The organism is Halorubrum trapanicum (assembly GCF_002355655.1).
In the GTDB taxonomy this organism is placed as follows: Archaea; Halobacteriota; Halobacteria; order Halobacteriales; family Haloferacaceae; genus Halorubrum; species Halorubrum trapanicum_A.
Genome location: NZ_AP017569.1, coordinates 1,308,236 through 1,326,373 on the forward strand (window position 1 = coordinate 1,308,236; position 18,138 = coordinate 1,326,373).

Genomic DNA, 18,138 nt, shown 5'->3' on the forward strand with positions numbered 1-18,138 from the left:
TCGTTATTAATGTCACTCGGAAGATTCGCACTCAAAAGAAGCCTCCAAGGGATCGGCGTCGTCTGGGGCGTCGTCACCGTCGTGTTCGCGCTCCGGTTCGTCACGCCCGGCAGCCCGATCAACGCGGTCGCACCGCTCGACGCCTCTCAGGAGACGCGACAGGCGATCGCCGCCGAGCTGGGGCTCGACCAGCCGCTGTACGTCCAGTACGGCCAGTACATCTTCGACCTCCTGCGCGGCGACATGGGGTTCTCGTACATCAAGGGACAGGACGTCGCGACGCTCGTGTTCGGTCGCCTCCCCGCGACGGTCGAGCTGGCGCTCGCCGCCAGCGTCGTCGCCATCGTCCTCGCCATCCCGCTGGGCGTGATCAGCGCGACCCGCCGCAACGAGCCGGTCGACTACGGCGCGACGCTGCTCTCGCTCGGCGGCATCTCCACCCCGAACTTCTGGCTCGGGATCATGCTCATCCTCGTGTTCGCCGTGGAGTTCAACATCTTCAACACCAGCGGTCGCGGGGTCACCGTCGTCGACGTCGCGCTGTCGGTCGTCGGGCCGGAGCCGGTGTTCGGGACGCTGCTGACGTGGCTCGCGTACATCACGCTGCCCGCGATCGCCCTCGGCACGTACTTCATGGCGCTCATCACCCGGCTGACGCGCTCGGGGATGTTGGACGAACTCAGCAAGGGGTACGTTCAGGCCGCGCGGGCCAAGGGGCTCCCGCAGACCCTGATCCGGTACAAACACGCGCTCCGGAACACGCTGATCCCGGTGATCACCGTCCTCGGCCTCCAGCTCGGGACGCTGATCGGCGGCGCCGTCATCACGGAGGCGGTGTTCTCGTGGCCGGGGCTCGGCTCGCTCGTCATCGACAGTATCAACACCCGAGACTGGCCGACGCTACAGGGCAGTCTCATCGTTATCGGGACGAGCTTCGTCCTCGTCAACATCCTCGTCGACGTGGTGTACGCGTATCTCGACCCGGAGGTAATAACCGACTAATATGGTCTCTTCACGTGTCATTCGAAACCTCAAAAAGGAGTTCAGACAGAGCGGGCTCGCGAAGCTCGGGCTGGCGCTGGTGGTGATAATCGTGCTTACAGCCGTGTTCGCCCCGTTCATCGCGCCCCACAACCCGACCGACCAACAGCTCAACCAGAGCGAGCTGCCGCCGATCGGCTTCTCGCAGACGGAGGAGCGGACCACCTCGCAGATGGTCGACGGCGAGATCCAGACGGTCACCGAGGAGGTCGAGATCAGCGCCGACCCCGACCACGTGTTCGGCACCGACGGGCTCGGCCGCGACATGTTCTCGCGGGTGGTGTACGGCGCTCGGACGTCGCTCGTCGTCGGCGTCCTCGGCACGCTGCTGGCGGCGTCGATCGGCGTGCCGGTCGGCCTGCTCGCCGGCTATCACCGCGGGCGCGTCGACGACGTCCTGATGCGGATCGCGGACGTGAGTCTCGCGTTCCCCTCGCTCGTGCTGGCGGTCGCGCTGATCGGGCTGTGGGGGCGGGCGGCGGTGGACATCCCCGACCCGTTCGTCGCCGCCGGGCTCGCGCCGGAGATGCCCGAGAGCTTCGTGTTGCCGATAACGGTGGTGATCGTCGTCGGCCTCGTCAACTGGGTGTGGTTCGCCCGGGTCGCCCGCGGGGAGGCGCTCTCCTTGCGCGGGCAGGAGTACGTGAAGGCGTCTCGCGCGCTCGGCGCGGACGACAACACGATCATCCTCCGGCACATCCTCCCGAACGCGATCACGCCGATCATCGTCCTCGGGACGGTGCAGGTGGCGGCGATCATCCTCTTGGAGAGCTCGCTGTCGTTCCTTGGCTTCTCCGGGACGACGCTGTCGTGGGGCTTCGACATCGCGCAGGGGCGCGACTACGTCTCCTCCGGCCAGTGGTGGATCGCCTCCATCCCCGGGCTCGCGATCATGCTGTCGGTGATCGGGATCAACCTGCTCGGCGACTGGCTGCGTGACGCCTTAGACCCCGGTATCGAGGGCGAAGGGGGTGCCGCATGAGCGACGCCGAGCGGCCGGTCGACGAGCCCGACGCGGCGACCGACGGCGGCGCGAGCGACGCCGCCGACGCCCTCGGCACCGGCGACGCGGCCCCGACGGGGACGCCCGCGGCCGGTGACGTGCTCTCGGTCCGCGACCTCTCGACCCGATTCTTCACCGAGGAGGGGCAGATCAACGCGGTGGAGTCGGTGTCGTTCGACCTCCGGGAGGACGAGATCCTCGGCGTCGTCGGCGAGTCCGGCTCCGGCAAGTCGGTGACCGCGCTGTCGCTCGTCGACCTCGTCGAGACGCCCGGTCGCGTCACCGCCGGCGAGGTGTGGTACCGCGACCCCGACCTCGCCGAGGAGTTCCGCGGGGACGACGCCGTGCGGGTCGACGGCGACCACGTCGACCTCCGGACGGTGCCGCCGCGCGTCCGGCGATCGCTGCGGGGGCCCTCGTTCAGCGTCATCTTCCAGGACCCGATGAGCAGCTTCAACCCCTCGATCACGGTCGGCGAGCAGATCGCCGAGGCGGTCGAGGTACAGCGCCGGGCGCGGGCGAACCCGCGCTCGACGCGCTCGCGGACGCAGGGGTACGGGCTCGGCAAGTACCTCCTCGACGGGATCGTCCCCGGCCGCGACTACACGAGCGAGGAGAGCATGGAACGCGCGGTCGACCTGCTCGGGCAGGTCGGGATCCCCGACCCCGAGGAGCGCGTCGACGAGTACCCCGGCCAGTTCTCCGGCGGGATGCTCCAGCGCGCGATGATCGCGCAGGCGCTCGCCGGCGAGCCCGACGTGCTGATCGCCGACGAGCCGACGACCGCGCTCGACGTGACGATCCAGGCGCAGATCCTGAACCTGCTGAAGGAGATCCAGGCCGACCGCGGGATGAGCATCGTGCTCATCACTCACGACCTCGGCGTCATCGCCGAGATGTGCGACCGCGTCTGTGTGATGTACGCGGGCGAGGTCGTCGAGCGCGGCACGCTCGACTCGGTGTTCGAGGACACGGTTCACCCGTACACGCAGGGGTTACTCGGCTCGATCCCCGACGTCGACGACCCGCGGGCGCGGCTCGAACCGATCACCGGCAACGTCCCGAGCCTGGTCGACGCCGAGATGGACGACCGGTGTTACTTCGCGGACCGGTGCCCGAAGGCGATGGACGCGTGCCTCGACAAGCCGCCCGAGGCGACGGTCGACGCCGCCGCCGACCACGGCGCCAAGTGCGTCCTCGCCGACCGCGAGTACGACCCGGCAGACGCGCTCCCGGACGGCTACTTCGGCGATGCCGGAGAGGCGGCCGATCCCGACGACGGTGCCCCGGCCGCGACCGACGGGGGTGGCGACGAATGAGCGACTCGCTGCTCTCCGTCGAGGGACTGAAGAAGTACTACGCGGACGACCCGTCGCTCATCGACCGCCTGCTCGGGGAGGAGTCGGAGAGCGTGAAGGCGGTCGACGGCGTCTCCTTCGACGTGCGGGAGGGCGAGACGCTCGGGCTCGTCGGCGAGTCCGGCTGCGGGAAGTCGACGACCGGCGAGACGGTGCTGCGGCTCCGCGAGCCGACCGAGGGCGAGATCACCTTCGACGGGACCGACGTCCGCGGGATGACCGACGCGGAGCTGAACCAGTTCCGGCGACGCGCGCAGATCGTGTTCCAGGACCCGTTCTCAAGTCTCGATCCGCGGATGACCACCGGCGACATCGTCACGGAGGGGCTCCGGATCCACGACGTCGAGGACAGGCAGGGGCGCCGCGAGACGGCCCGAGAGCTGTTAGAGCGGGTCGGGCTCTCCGCCGACCAGGTGGACCGGTACCCGCACGAGTTCTCCGGCGGGCAGCGCCAGCGGATCGGGATCGCCCGGGCGCTCGCCTTGGACCCCGACTTCGTCGTCCTCGACGAGCCGGTGTCGGCGCTCGACGTGAGCGTTCAGGCGCAGATCCTCAACCTGCTGGAGGACCTCCAGGACGACTTCGGGCTCACGTTCCTCTTCATCGCGCACAACCTCGGCGTGGTCCGGCACGTCTGCGACCGCGTCGCGGTGATGTACTTAGGGGAGATCGTCGAGATCGGCCCGGTCGAGGAGATCTTCGACGACCCCGCGCACCCGTACACGAAGGCGCTGCTGTCGAGCGTCCCGCGGGCGAGCACGGAGGCGCGCGACGAGGAGTTCGAGACGCTCCACGGCGACGTGCCCTCGCCGCGGAACCCGCCCGCAGGCTGCCGGTTCCACACGCGCTGTCCGGAGGCGCGCGCGGCCTGCCGAGAGTCGGCGCCGCCGGGGTACGACGTGGGCGACGGCCGGACGGCGACCTGCTTCCGGGCGGACGACGACCACGCGTACTGGGACAGCGAGCCGATCGGTCAGAACGAGGCGGCCGAGGAAGCGCCCGACGCCGGCGAACCGGCGGACGACTGATCGCCTTCGGTTCCGCGGTCGTCCCTTCGTTTATATACTACGGCCCGAACCAGTTCGTCAGTCCTACCCCGAGGCGAGAAGCCGCGACCCGGTTATGCCGCCGCTTCCCCTCGCTTGAGACATGACGCACAGCGACTCCGGCTCCGACGGCGGCTTCGCGCGGCGAACGATCCTCCAGGCGGCGGGGCTCTCGGGCGTCGCCGGACTGGCGGGCTGTATGAGCCAGACGGTCAACACCGCCGCGACCGGTGACGGCGCGGACGCGGCGCAGACCGACGACGAGGGGCCCGCGCTCCCGGAGACGGGGTCGCCGGAGGTCGTCGACCTCGACGAGCGCGGCCGCGAGGTGACGCTGCGCTCGGTCCACGCCCGCCACGCGGCACATCCCGGCAGCTCGCTGGGCGGGCCGGTCGAGATGCCGGTGACGTGGGCGTTCCAGGCCGACGACGGCACGCCGAGCGTCCCCGGACCGGTCCTCCGGGCGACCGAGGGCGACGACCTGTCGATCACGCTCGACAACACCGACGCGGAGATGCCCCACACGCTCCACTTCCACGGCGTCTCGAAGTCGTGGAAGGACGACGGGGTCCCGTCGACGACGGGGATCACCGTGATGCCCGGCGAGAGACACACCTACGAGATCGGCGCGGACGTGCCCGGCACCCACCTCTACCACTGCCACTTCAACACCCCGATGCACATGGACATGGGGATGTACGGGATCCTCCGGATCGACCCCGAGGGGTACGAGGCGGCCGACGTCGAGCAGTTCATGACGCTGAAAGACTGGGACACGCGGCTCTCCCGGTCGTACGGCGGTGAGGACGCGAGCTACGACGTCCAGAACCGGCGGCCGGACGCGTTCACGATCAACGGGCGCGTCGCGCCGTACACGCTCAACCCGGACCACGGCTCGCCGATCGTCGTCAGCGAAGGGGACACGGTGCGGCTCCACCTGGTCAACGCCGGGTTCATGGCCCACCCGATGCACACGCACAACCACCGGTTCCGCACCGTCGAGAAGGACGGCGCCGAGTACCCCGAGGTGTTGCAGTTACCGGAGGACGTGGTGAACGTCGCGCCCGCGGAGCGGTACACCGTCGAGTTCGAGGCGAACGCGGACCCCGGTATCTACCCGATGCACTGCCACAAGGTGGACCACGTCCAGAACGGCGGGATCTACCCCGGCGGGATGCTCACCGCCGTCGTCTACGAGGGGGCGATGGGGACGGACGTGTTCGCGGACCTCATGGAGAAGGCGGGATACGAACTTTGAGGACCGGGTGAACTACCCCACCCTACCGGTCGGGCTGACGCCCTCGCGCTTGAGGGTGGGGCTTCCTGTTTCCACGACGCGCTTTGCATCCACAACCGAGGACACAGGGAGCGCAGTCTCCACAGGCGTTGATTCGGAGCGTCCCGCTCCTAACCGCTTCTTCACACCGCGAGAAAGAATATTCCACGCCGCATTCGCGTCTCTGTCGGCCTTGAACCCGCACGCCGGGCAGGAGTGTTCGCGCACCCACAACGGTTTCTCGGTCGAAACGCCGCAGGACGCACACTCTTTCGTCGTTCCGCGCGGATTCACAGCAACGAAGTGCGTTCCTTCGCGTTCGCACTTGTATTTGAGCATCCGCAGGAACGTCCCCCACGCCGCACCTGCCCGGTTCCGCGAGTTGCCCGGTAGTTCGACCAACCCCTTCGCGTCCAAGTCCTCGACGGCCACCAAGTCGTACTCCCGAGCGTAGTAGTTCGAGAGCTTGTGAAGGAAGTCGCGGCGTTTGTTCTTCAACTCGGCGTGGCGTTCTGCCACAACCCGACGCTGTTTCTCCCAATTGTCCGACCCGTGCTGTTTCCGCGAGAGGTCGCGCTGTGCGCGTTCCAAACGTTCGCGTTCGTTGGACAGGTCGAGGGATTCGACGGCGGTTCCGTCGGTGTCGTGAGCGTACTTGAGAATCCCCACGTCGATACCGACGCAGTTCTCGGGATTCTCCGGCTTCTCCGGCGGGTCGTCGGGCGTCTCGATGCCGAGAATGGCGTACCACTTCCCGGTAGGTTCTTGCTTGACCGTGACGGTCTTAATGTCAGCGTCGTCGGGGAGGTCGCGGTGGAAGGTGAGGGGGATTTCTCCGAGTTTTGAGAGCCACAGTCGCGTCCGACCGCCCGTGTTCTTGAGCTTGAAGCCGGATTGACTGTAGGTGAAACTGCGGTACTCGCCCGGTGCCTTCCACTTGAGCGTCCCGACGCGGTAGCCCTTCTCTTTGCGCTCTCGTAGTGTCGAGAGGTTATCGTACAGCCGTTGTACGACCTTCTGTAGTACCTTCGAGTGAACGCTTTTCAGGTCGCTCCACCACTTCTTGAGACTCGGCAGGAGCTTCTGCTCAGAGTACGCCGAGGTGTCGTCGGTGCGGTTGAGTCGGTGGAGAAAGTGGTTGTAGACCTGTCTACAGGTATCGACAGTCCACGCTAACTGTTCTTCGAGAGCGTCGGACGGTCGGAGTCGATACCTGTAGTTGTAGTTCACGAGCGTTCTTCGATGAGTTCGTCAAGTTGTCCGCGAACGAACGACGAGAGGTTAAGATGGTTCTCCTCGACCCACTCGGCTTGGTCTTCGCGGATGGTGATGTTCTTCCGCCTCACTACATACGTATTATGCGTATCTATGCGTATGGTTGTTTCGATTGCGTGGGCCTGTGGGCCGAGCGTCGAACGTGTTTGAGAACCGTGCGGCGCTGTATCCCCTCCCTACTCACTCTCTTCGCTCGTTCGTTGAGGAAGGGGCCTTAGCGCCTCAATTCAGGTAAAACGAACCGCGCGGACCGCTCTCTTACCGCTCTCTCCTTACCGCTCGCGCACGACGACGAACTCCGCGAGGTCGCGGAGGTACTCGATCGCCTCGGTCTCCGGGGGGTCGGCGTCGTCGAGGGCGGCGAGCGCGCGCTCCGACTCCGTCCGGGCGCGTTCGTTTATCTCCTCGGGCGACAGCGACGTGACCTGGAGGACCGACGGGCGGTCCATCTCCGCGTCCTGCCCGGTCGGCTTGCCGAGGTCGTCGGCGTCGGCGGTGGCGTCTAACACGTCGTCGCGCATCTGGAAGGCGACGCCGACGCGCTCGGCGTACTCGCCGAACGAGTCGATCGCGTGCGGCTCCGCGCCGCCCGCGACCGCGCCCAGCTCGGCCGCGGCGCGGAACAGCGCGCCGGTCTTCCGACGCGCCAGCTCCATGTACTCCGCCTCGTTCGTCGGGCGCGCCGCGAGCTCCGTCGCCTCGCCCTCGCCGAGCTCGACCATCGCCTCGGCGACGGTGCGCATCGCGCGCGGCTCGGCGGAGAACAGCGCGAACGCCTCGCCGAGCAGGCCGTCGCTGGCGATGATCGCCGGGCCGTAGCCGAACTCCGCCCACGCGGCGGCGGTGCCGCGCCGGACCTCCGAGCGGTCGATGATGTCGTCGATCACGAGCGAGGCGTTGTGGACGAACTCGATGCCGGCCGCGAAGTCGACGGCCTGCTCGGGGTCGCCGTCGAACGCCTCGCAGGCGAGGACGGTCACCGCGGGCCGGACGCGCTTGCCGCCCGCGAGGACGACGTGGCCGACCTCGTCGGACAGCTCCTCGGGCTCGACGTCGTCGATGACCGACTCGATCCGGTCCTCGACCAGCCCGACCCGACGCTGCAAGTACTCCATCTACCGTTCGGAGGGCCCCGGCGCGCAAAGGCCTAACGGAACGCCCGCCGAGCGCCGGATTCGGGCGACGGCGACGACGCCACTTATCCCTATTACTGCGGCGGCGCGTGCCTGCGAGCGGCCGCCCTCGGCGGCCGCGAGACAGCAAGCGCGAGGGAGTCGCTGGCGCCGACGGCGCCAGCGACGAGGCTGGGGAGGCGTGAGGGGCGGGGCGGTGCCGTGCGGGGCGGGGCTCAAAGGGGCAGTCGCGAGGACGCCGCAGACGACGTAAGCACCGCAGGGAGCGAACGCAGTGAGCGACCGAGGAGCGCAACGAGTGTGCGGCGTCCTCGCGACTGGGGCTTTGGCGGTGTTCACCGTCGAGCTACAATCAGTTATTTATAAGCGAGCGGATGAAGATTTGGCGGTGTCAGATGTCGATCTGGGTTCAGTTATTTATAAGTGATCGATCACCGGAGCGGCGACCGTCCCCGCCGCCCGGTCCCGTTTATAAGCCACGCTGAACGCCCGGCTGTTCATTTATAAGCAACTCCCGCTCAGAACGACCGTCTACTCGAACCGCACGCCCAGATTGTGGAGGCCGTCGTTGTTCGAGGCGACGTTGATGAGAAGTGGCGTCAACCCCTCGATTTCGGGTGCGTTGGCGATGCCGCCCGCGTCGAGCGCGCGCAGCCCCTCGATCCCCTCGGCGACGTCCGCGACCGTCCGCTTCGCGTCCTCGTCGTCGCCGATGACGAGGGTGTCGACCCCGAGGTCGGCGTCGAGGTTCGCGAGGCGCGCGGCCGCGAGGTTGTGGAACGCGCCGACGACGGCGACGCCCTCGGGCGCCGCGTCGGCGACGATCTTCGTCACCGAGCCCGCGCCGGGCCTGTGGTAGTGGAACCCCTCGTCGTCGCGTTTCATCCCCGTCGCCGGCGAGACGAGCACGTCGCCGTCGTCCAGCGACGCCGCCACCGCCTCGACGGTGTCGCCGACGTGGTACGGCGGGACCGCGAGGACGACGATCCGCGCGTCGGCCGCGACCGCGGCGTTCTCGCCGCCCGCGACGGTCGCGTCGAGCCCGCGGCTCTCCAGCTCGGTGGTGTACTCCTCCGCCTTGGTCTCGGCCTTCTCGGCCTCCCGTGACCCGACTGCGACCCGATGGGGCGTGTCCGCCGCCAGCCGGAGCGCGAGCCCCTCGCCGATGTCACCGGTGCCGCCCAAGATGGCGATTTTCATACGATCCGTGGGGTCGCTCGCGGCTTATGGGTTGCGTGACCGGCCGTCCTCGCCACGGTCGAAGGCGACCGTAGAGCGGGGCACTTTTGACGGAACGTGCGGAGGCGACGCCCATGGACGAGCAGGACCGCGTCGCGGCGTTCGTCGACGAGTACGGGTTAGAGACCGACCTCGCGTACCACGCGCTCGACTTGGAGAGCGAGGTCGGCGAGATCGCGAAGGAGGTGACCACCTCGACCGACTACGGACGCAACCCCGCCGCCGCGTCGATCGCGACCGACGAGATCGGGGACGCGCTGTTCGCGCTGCTCGCGCTCGCCGAGGCGGCCGGCGTCGACGCCGACGACGCGCTCGACGAGGCGCTGGCGAAGTACGAGTCGCGGATCGCGTCGTCGGGCGACCCCGGTTCCGGGCAGTAGGACGCGCGAAGCGTCGGTTCAAGTGCGTCGGCCTCCTACCCGACCCATGGCCGAGACTCCGTCGCTCGCGCTCCGGTACGTCGCCTGCGACGCCTGCGAGACGGTGTTCGCGCAGCCCGCCGACCCCGATGAGCCGACCGTCTGCGGCCGGTGTGGCGCCCGGGCGCTCCGCGAACTCCCCGAGATTCGGGGACCGGACGCGTACTTCGCACCCTGAGCTCTGTCCGCGTCCCCCGATTGCGGGTCGAGCGGTCAGCCCCGTCGACTCACCGCAGATCGTCCATCTCTAGCTCTCCGTCGGCGATCGCACGCAGTTCCTCGTCAGAGAGGCGGTCGATCACGAACTGGGGCGTCCCTTCGGGAAGCCCGGCCGGCAGCGACCGACTTTTCTCCGCCTCCGTAGGCACCTCCGCGTCCGCCCGCTTCACCCGCGTTCCGCCGTCCGTCAGAGACGCCCTGCCGACACCGCTATCGGTCCCGCTTTCAAGGGTCAACCGGCGCACGGTCCGTTCCACCTCCTCGACCGCCGCGGACTGGCGCTCGCTTTCGGCCGCTAACTCCTGCATCCGCTCGCTGATCCGGCTCGACTGCTCGACCACCCCGTCGATCGTCGCGGCGATCTCCTCGGCTGCGGCGGCCTGCTCGTCGGTCACGTCGGAGACCTCGTCGATCCCGTCCGCCGTCTCCGTCACCGCCTCGGCGATGGCCGTGAGGCTCTCCGTCGCGTCGTCGACGCGCTCGCTCCCCTCGTCGACCCGCACCGTCGTCTCCGAGAGGCTCTCGACCGTCTCCTCGGTGTCGGTGCGGATCCCGTCGACCATCGACTCGATGTCGCTCGCGTGTTCCTGCGACTCCTCCGCGAGCGACTTGATCTCGTCGGCGACGACGCCGAACCCGGCGCCGGCCTCGCCGGCCCGCGCCGCCTCGATCGAGGCGTTCAGGGCGAGCAGGTTCGTCTGGTCGGCGATCCCGTTGATCGCGTCGACGAACTCGTCGATCTCCTCGACGCGCTCTTGGAGCGCCTCGACGTCCTCTGCCACCTCGTCGACGGCGTCGCCGATGTCGTCCATGGCCGCCGCGGCGTCGTCGGCCGCGTCCCGGCCGTCCTCCGCGAGCGTCTCCGCCCGGCTGCTCGTCCGCTCGACCTCGTCGGCGGTCGACGCAACCTCTTCGACCGTCGCCGAGAGGTTCGCCACCTCCGAGGAGACCTCGGCGACCCGCTCTGACTGGTCTTCGGCCGCGTCGCCGACCTCGGCGGCGCTGTCGGCGACGTCGCTCGCCGACTCGCGCAGGTCGGCGATCGGCTCTTCGACCTCGTCTTCCACCTCCGCCATCAGCCGCTCGTTCTCCTCGACGACCTTCGAGAGCTTCTCGCTGTACGAGTGGATGTACGTGTCCGTGACGACCTGCATGTCGAGGTTGACGATCCGGAGGACGGAGAGCAGGTCCTCGATCGCGTCGTCGACCTCCTCCTCGACCGCCGCCGCGGTCGCGTCGTCAACCGTCGCATCGGCGGCGTCGGGGGCCAGCCGATCGGTGAGCGAGTCGGCAAGGCGGTCGCCGATGATCGGGAGGATGAGGTCGTAGTACACGCCGTACTGCCCGAGGTAGTGTTTCATCGGCATCTCCAGCATGTCGTGGATCTTGCCGATCCGCGCCCGGTCCTCGAAGTACTCCTCGCCGTAGTCGCCCTCCGCGAGGGTCACCAGGTACGCCGACTGCGTCCGCTTGAGCTGTTCGAGCCCCTTCTCCGACCGGCCGATCACGTCGACCGTCTGCTGGTGGCCGGTGAGGTTCTCGTAGAAGTCATCGGCGATCTGGTCCGCGTTGTCCGCGAACGCGTCCTCGTACCGACTCAGCCGCCGCTCGTCCTCCTCGTCGAAGCCGACGAACTCCTTCCGCCACGCGATCTCGTCGTCGTCGAGCCCGATCTCGTCGACCAGGGCTGACGCGTCGAGCCCGTCATTCAAGCCGCCTTGGCCGAAGTCCTTCCGGCCGTACTCTCCAGATGTAGCCATACCGGTCCCTCTCCGCTTGGATTATATAAACGGAAACTCCCGCGTCTCACGAGTGATACCGAGGTCGTGCGGCGTCGCTCCGGGACGGGCGACCGGTCACGCCGGGTCGACGACTGGTCAGTCGTCGCCGGCCGCCTCGCTTCTGTCGCCCGCCTCGCCGGCGGCGGCCGGTTCGACGGTGACCGCCGAGTGCTTGAACTCCGGGATTCCGGCCTCGGGATCGAGCGCGTCACCCGTCAGGGCGTTCGCGAGCGGCTCCGCGTAGTGGAACGTACAGAACGTCACGCCCTCGCGGACCGCCGGGGTGACGTCGGCCGCGACCTCGACGGTCCCGCGTTCGTTCGAGACGGTCACCCGGTCCCCGTCCTCGATCCCGCGCTCGGCCGCGTCGTCCGGGTGGATCTGGAGCGCGTCCTCGCCGCGCATCGCCATCAGGCGGTCCGAGCGCCGGCTGAGCGCCCCGCTGTTGAAGTGCTGGAGCACGCGGCCGGTCGTCAGCGTCAGCTCGCCGGCGGCGAGGTCGTCCGCGGGCGGGACGGGGTCGACGACCGCGAGCGGCGCGGTGCGCTCGCCCGTCGCGAACGTCTCGTCGTGTAACACCTCCGTACCGCGCCCCGCGTCGGCGTCGAACGGCCACCGCTGGTAGCCGTCGCCGATGCCATCGTAGCTCATCCCCTCGTAGATGGGCGCGACGCGCGTCAGCTCGTCGAACGCGTCCTCGGGGCCGTCGTAGTCGAACGCCTTCGAGCGGTCGGTCAGCCGCCGGCCGAGCGCGGTCAGGATCGCGAAGTCGCGCCGCGCGTTCCCCGGCAGGTCGGCGTTGGGACGCATCCGCATCACGCGGCGGTCGGTGTTCGTCACCGTACCGGCCTTCTCGGCCCACGCGCTCCCGGGGAGGACCACGTCCGCGTGCGCCGCCGTCCGCGTCTCGAACAGGTCGACGACGACGCAGTAATCGAGGTCGTCGAACGCCGACGCGACCGCGGTCGCGTTCGGCTCGGTGACCGCCGGGTTCTCCCCGAAGACGACCGCGGCGCGCACGTCGTCGCCGAAGCGGTGCGTGGCCTCGACCTCGGTCAACCCGGGCTCCGCCGGCGGCTCGACGCCCCACTCCGCGGCGACGCGCTCGCGGGCGTCCGGGTCGGTCACGGGCTCGTAGCCGGGGAGCACGCTCGGGAGCCCGCCCACGTCGCTCGCGCCCTGGACGTTGTTCTGGCCGCGCAGGGGGTTCACGCCGGTCCCGGGGCGGCCGACGTTGCCGGTCAGGAGCGCGAGGTTGAGCAGGGCGTGGACGTTGTCGGTGCCGCAGCGGTGCTGGCTCGTCCCCATTCCCGTCACGATCGCGGCGCGGTCGGCCTCGCCGTACGCCCGCGCGGCCTCGCGGACCGTCTCCGGGTCGACCCCGGCCGCCTCGGCGCTCGCGGCGACGTCCACCTCGGCGAAGTGTTCGCGCAGCCGGTCGAACCCGGTCGTCCGCTCCGCGAGAAATTCCTCGTCCACGAGGTCCTCCTCGACGAGCACCGCGGCGACCGCGTTCGCGACCTCGATGTCGGTGCCGGGCCGCAGCGGGAGGTGGACGTCGGCCGCCTCGGTCGTGTCGTTCGCGCGCGGATCGACGTGGACCAGCGTCGCGCCGTCGCGGATCGCCGGGAGGAGGTACGACCGGAACGCGACGGGGTGTTGCTCGGCCGGGTTGGCGCCGTTGACGAAGAGACAGTCGGCCTCCCCGAGGTCGTCTAAGGTGTTCGTCATCGCGCCCGCCCCGAGCCGCTCGCTCATCGCTGCGACCGTCGAGGCGTGGCAGAGCCGCGCGCAGTTGTCCACGTTGTTCGTCCCGAGGACGCGCGCGAGCTTCTGGAGGACGTAGTTCTCCTCGTTCGTACAGTTCGACGACGCGAAGAACTGGACGGCGTCCGGGCCGTGCTCGTCGACGACGCGCCCGATCCCCTCGGCGACGCGGTCGAGCGCCTCGTCCCACGGCGCCGTGACGAAGCGCCCGTCGTGCCGGACGAGCGGCTCCGTCAGGCGGTCGTCGCTGTCGACCACGTCGAACGCGGCCGCCCCCTTCGGGCAGATCTCGCCGCGCCCGTTCACCGGTCCCTCGACGCCGGTCGCGGCGCCGCCCCCGGCGTACTCGACGCTACAGCCGACGCCGCAGAACGGACAGACGGTGGGGTTCGACTCGAAGCTCCGGTCAGTCGTCTCGGTCGGGTCGGTCATCGCCTGTCGGTAGGGGCTCCACGACCCTCCCCGTGCCACCGGAGTTGCGTGGTGTTTTAAGCCGCCGCGCGCTCGCCGCGGCCGCCCGCCCGGCGACCGATCACCCAGTCACGCTGCCCGGCGACCGATCACCCCGTCACGGTGTCGCCGCCGACCGATCACCCCGTCACGGTGTCGCCGCCGACCGGCGCCACGCGGCTGCCGAGCGACAGGACTCCCGAGGTCACGAGGCAGGCGGCGAACGCGATGGTGCCGAGCTTCCCGCCGAAGCCGACGAAGTACGGCGTCGCGCCGACGAACGCGACGCCCGCGGTCCCGCCGGCCAGCAGCATCGCGCCGGGGCCGGGGATCCGCTCCGGCGTCGCCATCCCGGCGAACGACGCGCAGAAGGCGACCGCCGCGACCGCGTCGCCCGCGGCGGACAGCGGCGGACAGACGACCCCGGCGACGAGCCCGACGACCGCGCTCGCGACGACCGGACCGTGGTCGAGCCGGACGCTCACGAGGAACGTGGCGACGGCGGCGAGGGCGGCCGCGACGACGAGTCCCGCCGCGACGCGCGGCTCCGGGACCGTCCCCGTCCCGGGGGCCAGCCCGCCGAACGCCGCCACCGACAGGCAGCCGACGAACGCCGTCGTCCCGAGCTTGCCGCCGAACCCGTTGAACGCGCGCTTGGCGGCCACGAACGCGACGGCGGCCGCGAGCCCCGCGGCGACGACCGCTCCGATGTCGGCGCCGGCCGCCGGGGTGACCATCCCGACGAACGAGCCGCAGTACGCGGGGGCGCCGTACGTCTTCGAGAGGAGGTACGCACAGAGTCCGACGAGCGCCGACGCCACGACCGGCCCCACGCCCACCTCGACGGAGAGCGCGTAGGTGACCGGGGCCGCCGCGGCCACGGCGGTCGCGTTGCCGATGTCGGTTCGCGTGACGCGGAAGCCGTCCGTCCGCAGCGCGTATCGAGTCTCCTTCGCGACGGTGTATCCGAGGCTCGTCGCCGCGACCGCGGCGGCGAGGGCGAAGACTAGCAGCGCGACGCCGTCGTCCGTCCCGGTTCCCGCTCCGCCGTCGGCGATCAGACCGGCCGTCGCCGCGACGCTCATCGCGCCCCCGGCGCCGGCCAGGGCGGTCGCCCCGAGGGCGTGTATCGCTCGTTTCACGCCCGTGGCTCCGTGGCGCCTACCGATACCGATCGACCCTCAGTACTGCGGGCCTTCTCGGGTACCCCGACACAGCGCCCCCGTCCGTCGGGGATCAGGCCTTTGTACCCGTCGCTCTAAGCCCGAATCGATGGAATCCGGAGGGAAGTCGGCGGATGACGGCGTGGAAGCCGCGCCGAACGGCGTCCGGGCGGGCGTCGCGATCCACGGGACCGGGAACTGTCCGGTCGTCGCCGCGTCGACCGCTCACGACGGTCCGATCACGGGCGTCAACTGGACGCACGCGGGCGACACGCACACCGAGGAGTTCCGCGCCCGCGACCCCGACGCGGTCGACGCCGCCGAGGGGGTCCGGTCGCCCGCGTCGGTCGTCGACCTCGGCGACGAGCGGGTGTACCGGTACGATCGCCCCAGCGACGGGGAGTGCGCCTGTCGAATCATCGAGGGGCTCGACTGCCCGATCGCCGACGCGCGCGCCGAGGACGGCGTCCTCCTCTTAACGCTCCACTTGCCCGACCTCGAACGCCTGCGCGACATCGTCTCGGCGCTCGACGGGACCGCGGAGCGCGTCGAGGTCCGCTACCTCGTCCACGGCGCGTCGCGGGGTGACGACGTCTCCGACCGCACGCTCGTCGACCGCGGCCGGCTCACCGACCGCCAGTGCGAGGTGCTGCGGACCGCCTACCGCATGGGCTACTTCGAGCGCCCCCGCGACGCCAACGCGAGCTCGGTCGCCGACGCGCTCGACATCTCCCCCTCGACGTTCGCCGAGCACCTCGCGACGGCCCAGCGGAAGCTCCTCGAAGAGACGCTCGCGGAGAACTGACCGCTCCGCTCCACACCGTCTCAGGCGGCGTGCTCGTCGATCGCGGATTCGAGCGTCGCGCGGTCCTGCGCGCCGACGAACCGGTCGACGGCCTCGCCGTCCGCGTACAGGACGAGCGTCGGGATGCTGCGCGCCCCCAGCTGCTGGGCGACCGCCTGATTGGCGTCCACGTCGACCTTCGCGACGGCGGCGTCGGTCTCGGCCGCGAGTGCCTCGATCGTCGGCTCCATCACCTGACAGGGGCCGCACCAGTCCGCGTAACAGTCCACGAGGACGACGTCGTGGTCGTCGATCGTGCGCTGAAGCTCCTCCGTTCCGTTCACGTGGATCGGCTCGCTCGGAGTCGCCGCTCCGCCGTCGTCGCCGGCATCGGTTCCGGCGCTCCCGTCGACCGCCTCGCCGTCGCCGAGGCGCGCTTCGAGCTCCCGCCGCTTCCGTTCGCGGATGCGCTCGCGCTCCGTCTTCGCGTCGTCCCCCGCCGAATCGTTCGCGTCGGCTGCGTCGCTCATACACCAGTATTGGGTGCTTAGAACAATATACCTTCCGCCTCCGGATCCGCTCGACGCCTCACTCCGCCGACTCGCCGAGGCCGTCGAGACCGGCCGCGGCCAGGTCCACGTGGTCCGCGACGAGGTCCGCCGCCCGCTCGTACGGGGAACGCTCTGCCCTCCCCGCGTCCGGGCGCGTCCGGCCCGCGCTCGCGAAGACGGCCTCAACGAAGGCGTCTCGCAGCGCCGCCGTTTCGAAGAGCCCGTGGAGGTACGTGCCGAGGACTCGGTCGGTGGCGACACTCTCCGCGCCGAGGGGCGCCGTCGCTAGGCCGTCGCTCGCGGCGTCATCGAGGAGTCGCGTCCGCCCCGCACGGATCTCGTACCCGGTCGCCCGCCCCGCCGCGCCGGCGATCGGTCCGACGCCGTCGACGGCGCACGTCACGCGCTCGACGCGCTTGTCAGTCGAGAACTCGGTCTCGACGGGAAGGAGCCCGACCCCCGGCACCGTCTCGCGGTCGCCGACGCCCTCGACGTCGGCGCCGACGAGCCGCTCGCCGAGCAGCTGGTAGCCGCCGCAGACGCCGACCACGGGGCCGTCGAACGCGCGCAGCGCCGCGTCGAAACCCGCCTCGCGGAGCGCTAGGAGGTCGTCGACGGTGTTCTTCGACCCGGGGAGGACGACCGCGTCGACCCCGTCGAGCGCGGCGTCGAGCGGCAGGTAGGCGACCCGGACGCCCGGTTCGCGCGCCAGCGGCTCCAGGTCGGTGAAGTTCGAGATCCGGGGGAGCCGCGGGACCCCGACCCGGACGCTCGCGTCGTCGGGGACGCCGTCGTCGCCGCCGAGGCCGCCTCCGCTCTCGGAGCCGTCACCGCTCTCGCTCCCGCTCCCGTCTCCGCCCCCGGAGGTCGCCCCGCCCGGCAGCGAGAGGCTGTCCTCCGCGGGGAGCCCCGGATCGTCGTGCGGGACGACGCCGACGACCGGCACCCCCGTCCGCGCCTCTATCTCCTCGATGCCGGGTTCGAGGAGGTCCGGGTCGCCCCGGAACTTCGTGATCACGGCGCCGCACACGCGCTCGCGGAGGTCGTCGGGGAGCAGTTCGAGGGTCCCGTAGAGGCTCGCGAACGCGCCGCCGCGCTCGATGTCGACCGCGATCAGGATCGCCGCGTCCGCGAACCGCGCGCACTCGACGTTCGCGAGGTCGCGGTCGCGGAGGTTAATCTCGGCGACGCTGCCGGCGCCCTCCGCCACGATCACGTCGTGGTCGGCCGCGAGTCGCTCGTGAGCCGCCACGGCGGCCGCGCGGGCGTCGTCCCAGTGGTCGTCGTAGTACGCCGACGCCGGGGCGTTCGCGACCGCCTCGCCGTCGACGATCACTTGGCTCTCGCCGCCGCCGCGGGGCTTGAGCAGCACGGGGTTCATGTCGGTCGTCGCCGGGATCTCGGCCGCCCGCGCCTGGACGTGCTGGGAGACGCCGATTTCGCCCCACTCGCCGTCCGGCGTCAGCGCGACGCGCGCGTTGTTGCTCATGTTCTGGGCCTTGTACGGGGCGACCGAGACGCCTCGCCGCGCGAGCAGGCGACAGAGCCCCGCCGCGAGCGTGCTCTTGCCGACGTGGCTCGCGGTGCCCGCGATCAGGACGGTGTCGGCGTCGGAGCCGGACATCTCTCGGGC

The 18,138-nt window shown here is 70.1% G+C and carries 16 protein-coding genes; 8 read left to right on the forward strand and 8 right to left on the reverse strand.

The window, feature by feature from the left end:
- Positions 1–9: 9 nt before the first annotated feature.
- The 5 genes from CPZ01_RS06355 to CPZ01_RS06375 all read left to right on the forward strand — a co-directional run bounded on the left by CPZ01_RS06355 (position 10) and on the right by CPZ01_RS06375 (position 5,706).
- Positions 10–1,002: an ABC transporter permease gene (locus tag CPZ01_RS06355; protein ID WP_096393957.1), complete on the forward strand. Its 993-nt coding sequence runs from the start codon at positions 10–12 to the stop codon at positions 1,000–1,002.
- Between the two features lies 1 nt (position 1,003).
- Complete coding sequence (locus tag CPZ01_RS06360; RefSeq protein ID WP_096393958.1) at positions 1,004–2,023, forward strand: ABC transporter permease; 1,020 nt, start codon at positions 1,004–1,006, stop codon at positions 2,021–2,023.
- A complete protein-coding gene (locus CPZ01_RS06365; RefSeq protein ID WP_231899219.1) occupies positions 2,020–3,363 on the forward strand; it encodes an ABC transporter ATP-binding protein in 1,344 nt (447 codons plus the stop codon). The genes CPZ01_RS06360 and CPZ01_RS06365 overlap by 4 nt, the downstream gene beginning before the upstream one ends.
- A complete protein-coding gene (locus CPZ01_RS06370) occupies positions 3,360–4,430 on the forward strand; it encodes an ABC transporter ATP-binding protein (RefSeq protein WP_096393959.1) in 1,071 nt (356 codons plus the stop codon). Before CPZ01_RS06365 ends, CPZ01_RS06370 begins: the two co-directional genes overlap by 4 nt.
- Before the next feature lie 121 nt (positions 4,431–4,551).
- Positions 4,552–5,706, forward strand: coding sequence for a multicopper oxidase domain-containing protein (locus tag CPZ01_RS06375; protein WP_096393960.1), 1,155 nt, complete (start codon positions 4,552–4,554; stop codon positions 5,704–5,706).
- A gap of 12 nt (positions 5,707–5,718) precedes the next feature.
- Here the strand turns inward: CPZ01_RS06375 and CPZ01_RS06380 are convergent, their stop codons facing one another.
- The 3 genes from CPZ01_RS06380 to npdG all read right to left on the reverse strand — a co-directional run bounded on the left by CPZ01_RS06380 (position 5,719) and on the right by npdG (position 9,332).
- The gene (locus CPZ01_RS06380; protein ID WP_096393961.1) at positions 5,719–6,954 is read right to left on the reverse strand and encodes an RNA-guided endonuclease InsQ/TnpB family protein; all 1,236 of its coding nucleotides are present in this window, start codon (positions 6,952–6,954) and stop codon (positions 5,719–5,721) included.
- A 317-nt stretch (positions 6,955–7,271) separates the two neighbouring features.
- Positions 7,272–8,114 carry a polyprenyl synthetase family protein gene (locus CPZ01_RS06385; protein ID WP_096393962.1) on the reverse strand — a complete coding sequence of 281 codons (843 nt, stop codon included), beginning with the start codon at positions 8,112–8,114 and terminating at the stop codon, positions 7,272–7,274.
- A gap of 549 nt (positions 8,115–8,663) precedes the next feature.
- Positions 8,664–9,332 carry an NADPH-dependent F420 reductase gene (npdG, locus tag CPZ01_RS06390; protein ID WP_096393963.1) on the reverse strand — a complete coding sequence of 223 codons (669 nt, stop codon included), beginning with the start codon at positions 9,330–9,332 and terminating at the stop codon, positions 8,664–8,666.
- A gap of 113 nt (positions 9,333–9,445) precedes the next feature.
- Between npdG and CPZ01_RS06395 the strand changes: the two genes are divergently transcribed.
- Both CPZ01_RS06395 and CPZ01_RS15385 read left to right on the forward strand, forming a co-directional pair.
- On the forward strand, positions 9,446–9,751 hold the full coding sequence (locus tag CPZ01_RS06395) for a MazG-like family protein (RefSeq protein ID WP_096393964.1): 306 nt from the start codon (positions 9,446–9,448) through the stop codon (positions 9,749–9,751).
- A gap of 46 nt (positions 9,752–9,797) precedes the next feature.
- Positions 9,798–9,968 (forward strand): hypothetical protein, encoded by a 171-nt coding sequence (locus CPZ01_RS15385; protein ID WP_172863937.1) that lies wholly within the window; start codon positions 9,798–9,800, stop codon positions 9,966–9,968.
- Between the two features lie 49 nt (positions 9,969–10,017).
- Here CPZ01_RS15385 and CPZ01_RS06400 read toward each other — a convergent pair whose 3' ends face one another.
- The 3 genes from CPZ01_RS06400 to CPZ01_RS06410 all read right to left on the reverse strand — a co-directional run bounded on the left by CPZ01_RS06400 (position 10,018) and on the right by CPZ01_RS06410 (position 15,092).
- Positions 10,018–11,769, reverse strand: coding sequence for a globin-coupled sensor protein (locus CPZ01_RS06400; RefSeq protein WP_231899221.1), 1,752 nt, complete (start codon positions 11,767–11,769; stop codon positions 10,018–10,020).
- A 117-nt stretch (positions 11,770–11,886) separates the two neighbouring features.
- Positions 11,887–13,989 (reverse strand): formate dehydrogenase subunit alpha, encoded by a 2,103-nt coding sequence (gene fdhF, locus CPZ01_RS06405; RefSeq protein WP_096393965.1) that lies wholly within the window; start codon positions 13,987–13,989, stop codon positions 11,887–11,889.
- A 158-nt stretch (positions 13,990–14,147) separates the two neighbouring features.
- A complete protein-coding gene (locus tag CPZ01_RS06410) occupies positions 14,148–15,092 on the reverse strand; it encodes a hypothetical protein (RefSeq protein WP_096396164.1) in 945 nt (314 codons plus the stop codon).
- 187 nt (positions 15,093–15,279) lie between these two features.
- Between CPZ01_RS06410 and CPZ01_RS06415 the strand changes: the two genes are divergently transcribed.
- On the forward strand, positions 15,280–15,975 hold the full coding sequence (locus tag CPZ01_RS06415; protein ID WP_096393966.1) for a helix-turn-helix domain-containing protein: 696 nt from the start codon (positions 15,280–15,282) through the stop codon (positions 15,973–15,975).
- A 20-nt stretch (positions 15,976–15,995) separates the two neighbouring features.
- On the opposite strand, the gene trxA is transcribed toward CPZ01_RS06415, so the two are convergent.
- Positions 15,996–16,484 (reverse strand): thioredoxin, encoded by a 489-nt coding sequence (gene trxA / locus CPZ01_RS06420; RefSeq protein WP_096393967.1) that lies wholly within the window; start codon positions 16,482–16,484, stop codon positions 15,996–15,998.
- Positions 16,485–16,542: 58 nt separating this feature from the next.
- A complete protein-coding gene (locus CPZ01_RS06425; RefSeq protein WP_096393968.1) occupies positions 16,543–18,129 on the reverse strand; it encodes a cobyric acid synthase in 1,587 nt (528 codons plus the stop codon).
- Between the last annotated feature and the right edge of the window lie 9 nt (positions 18,130–18,138).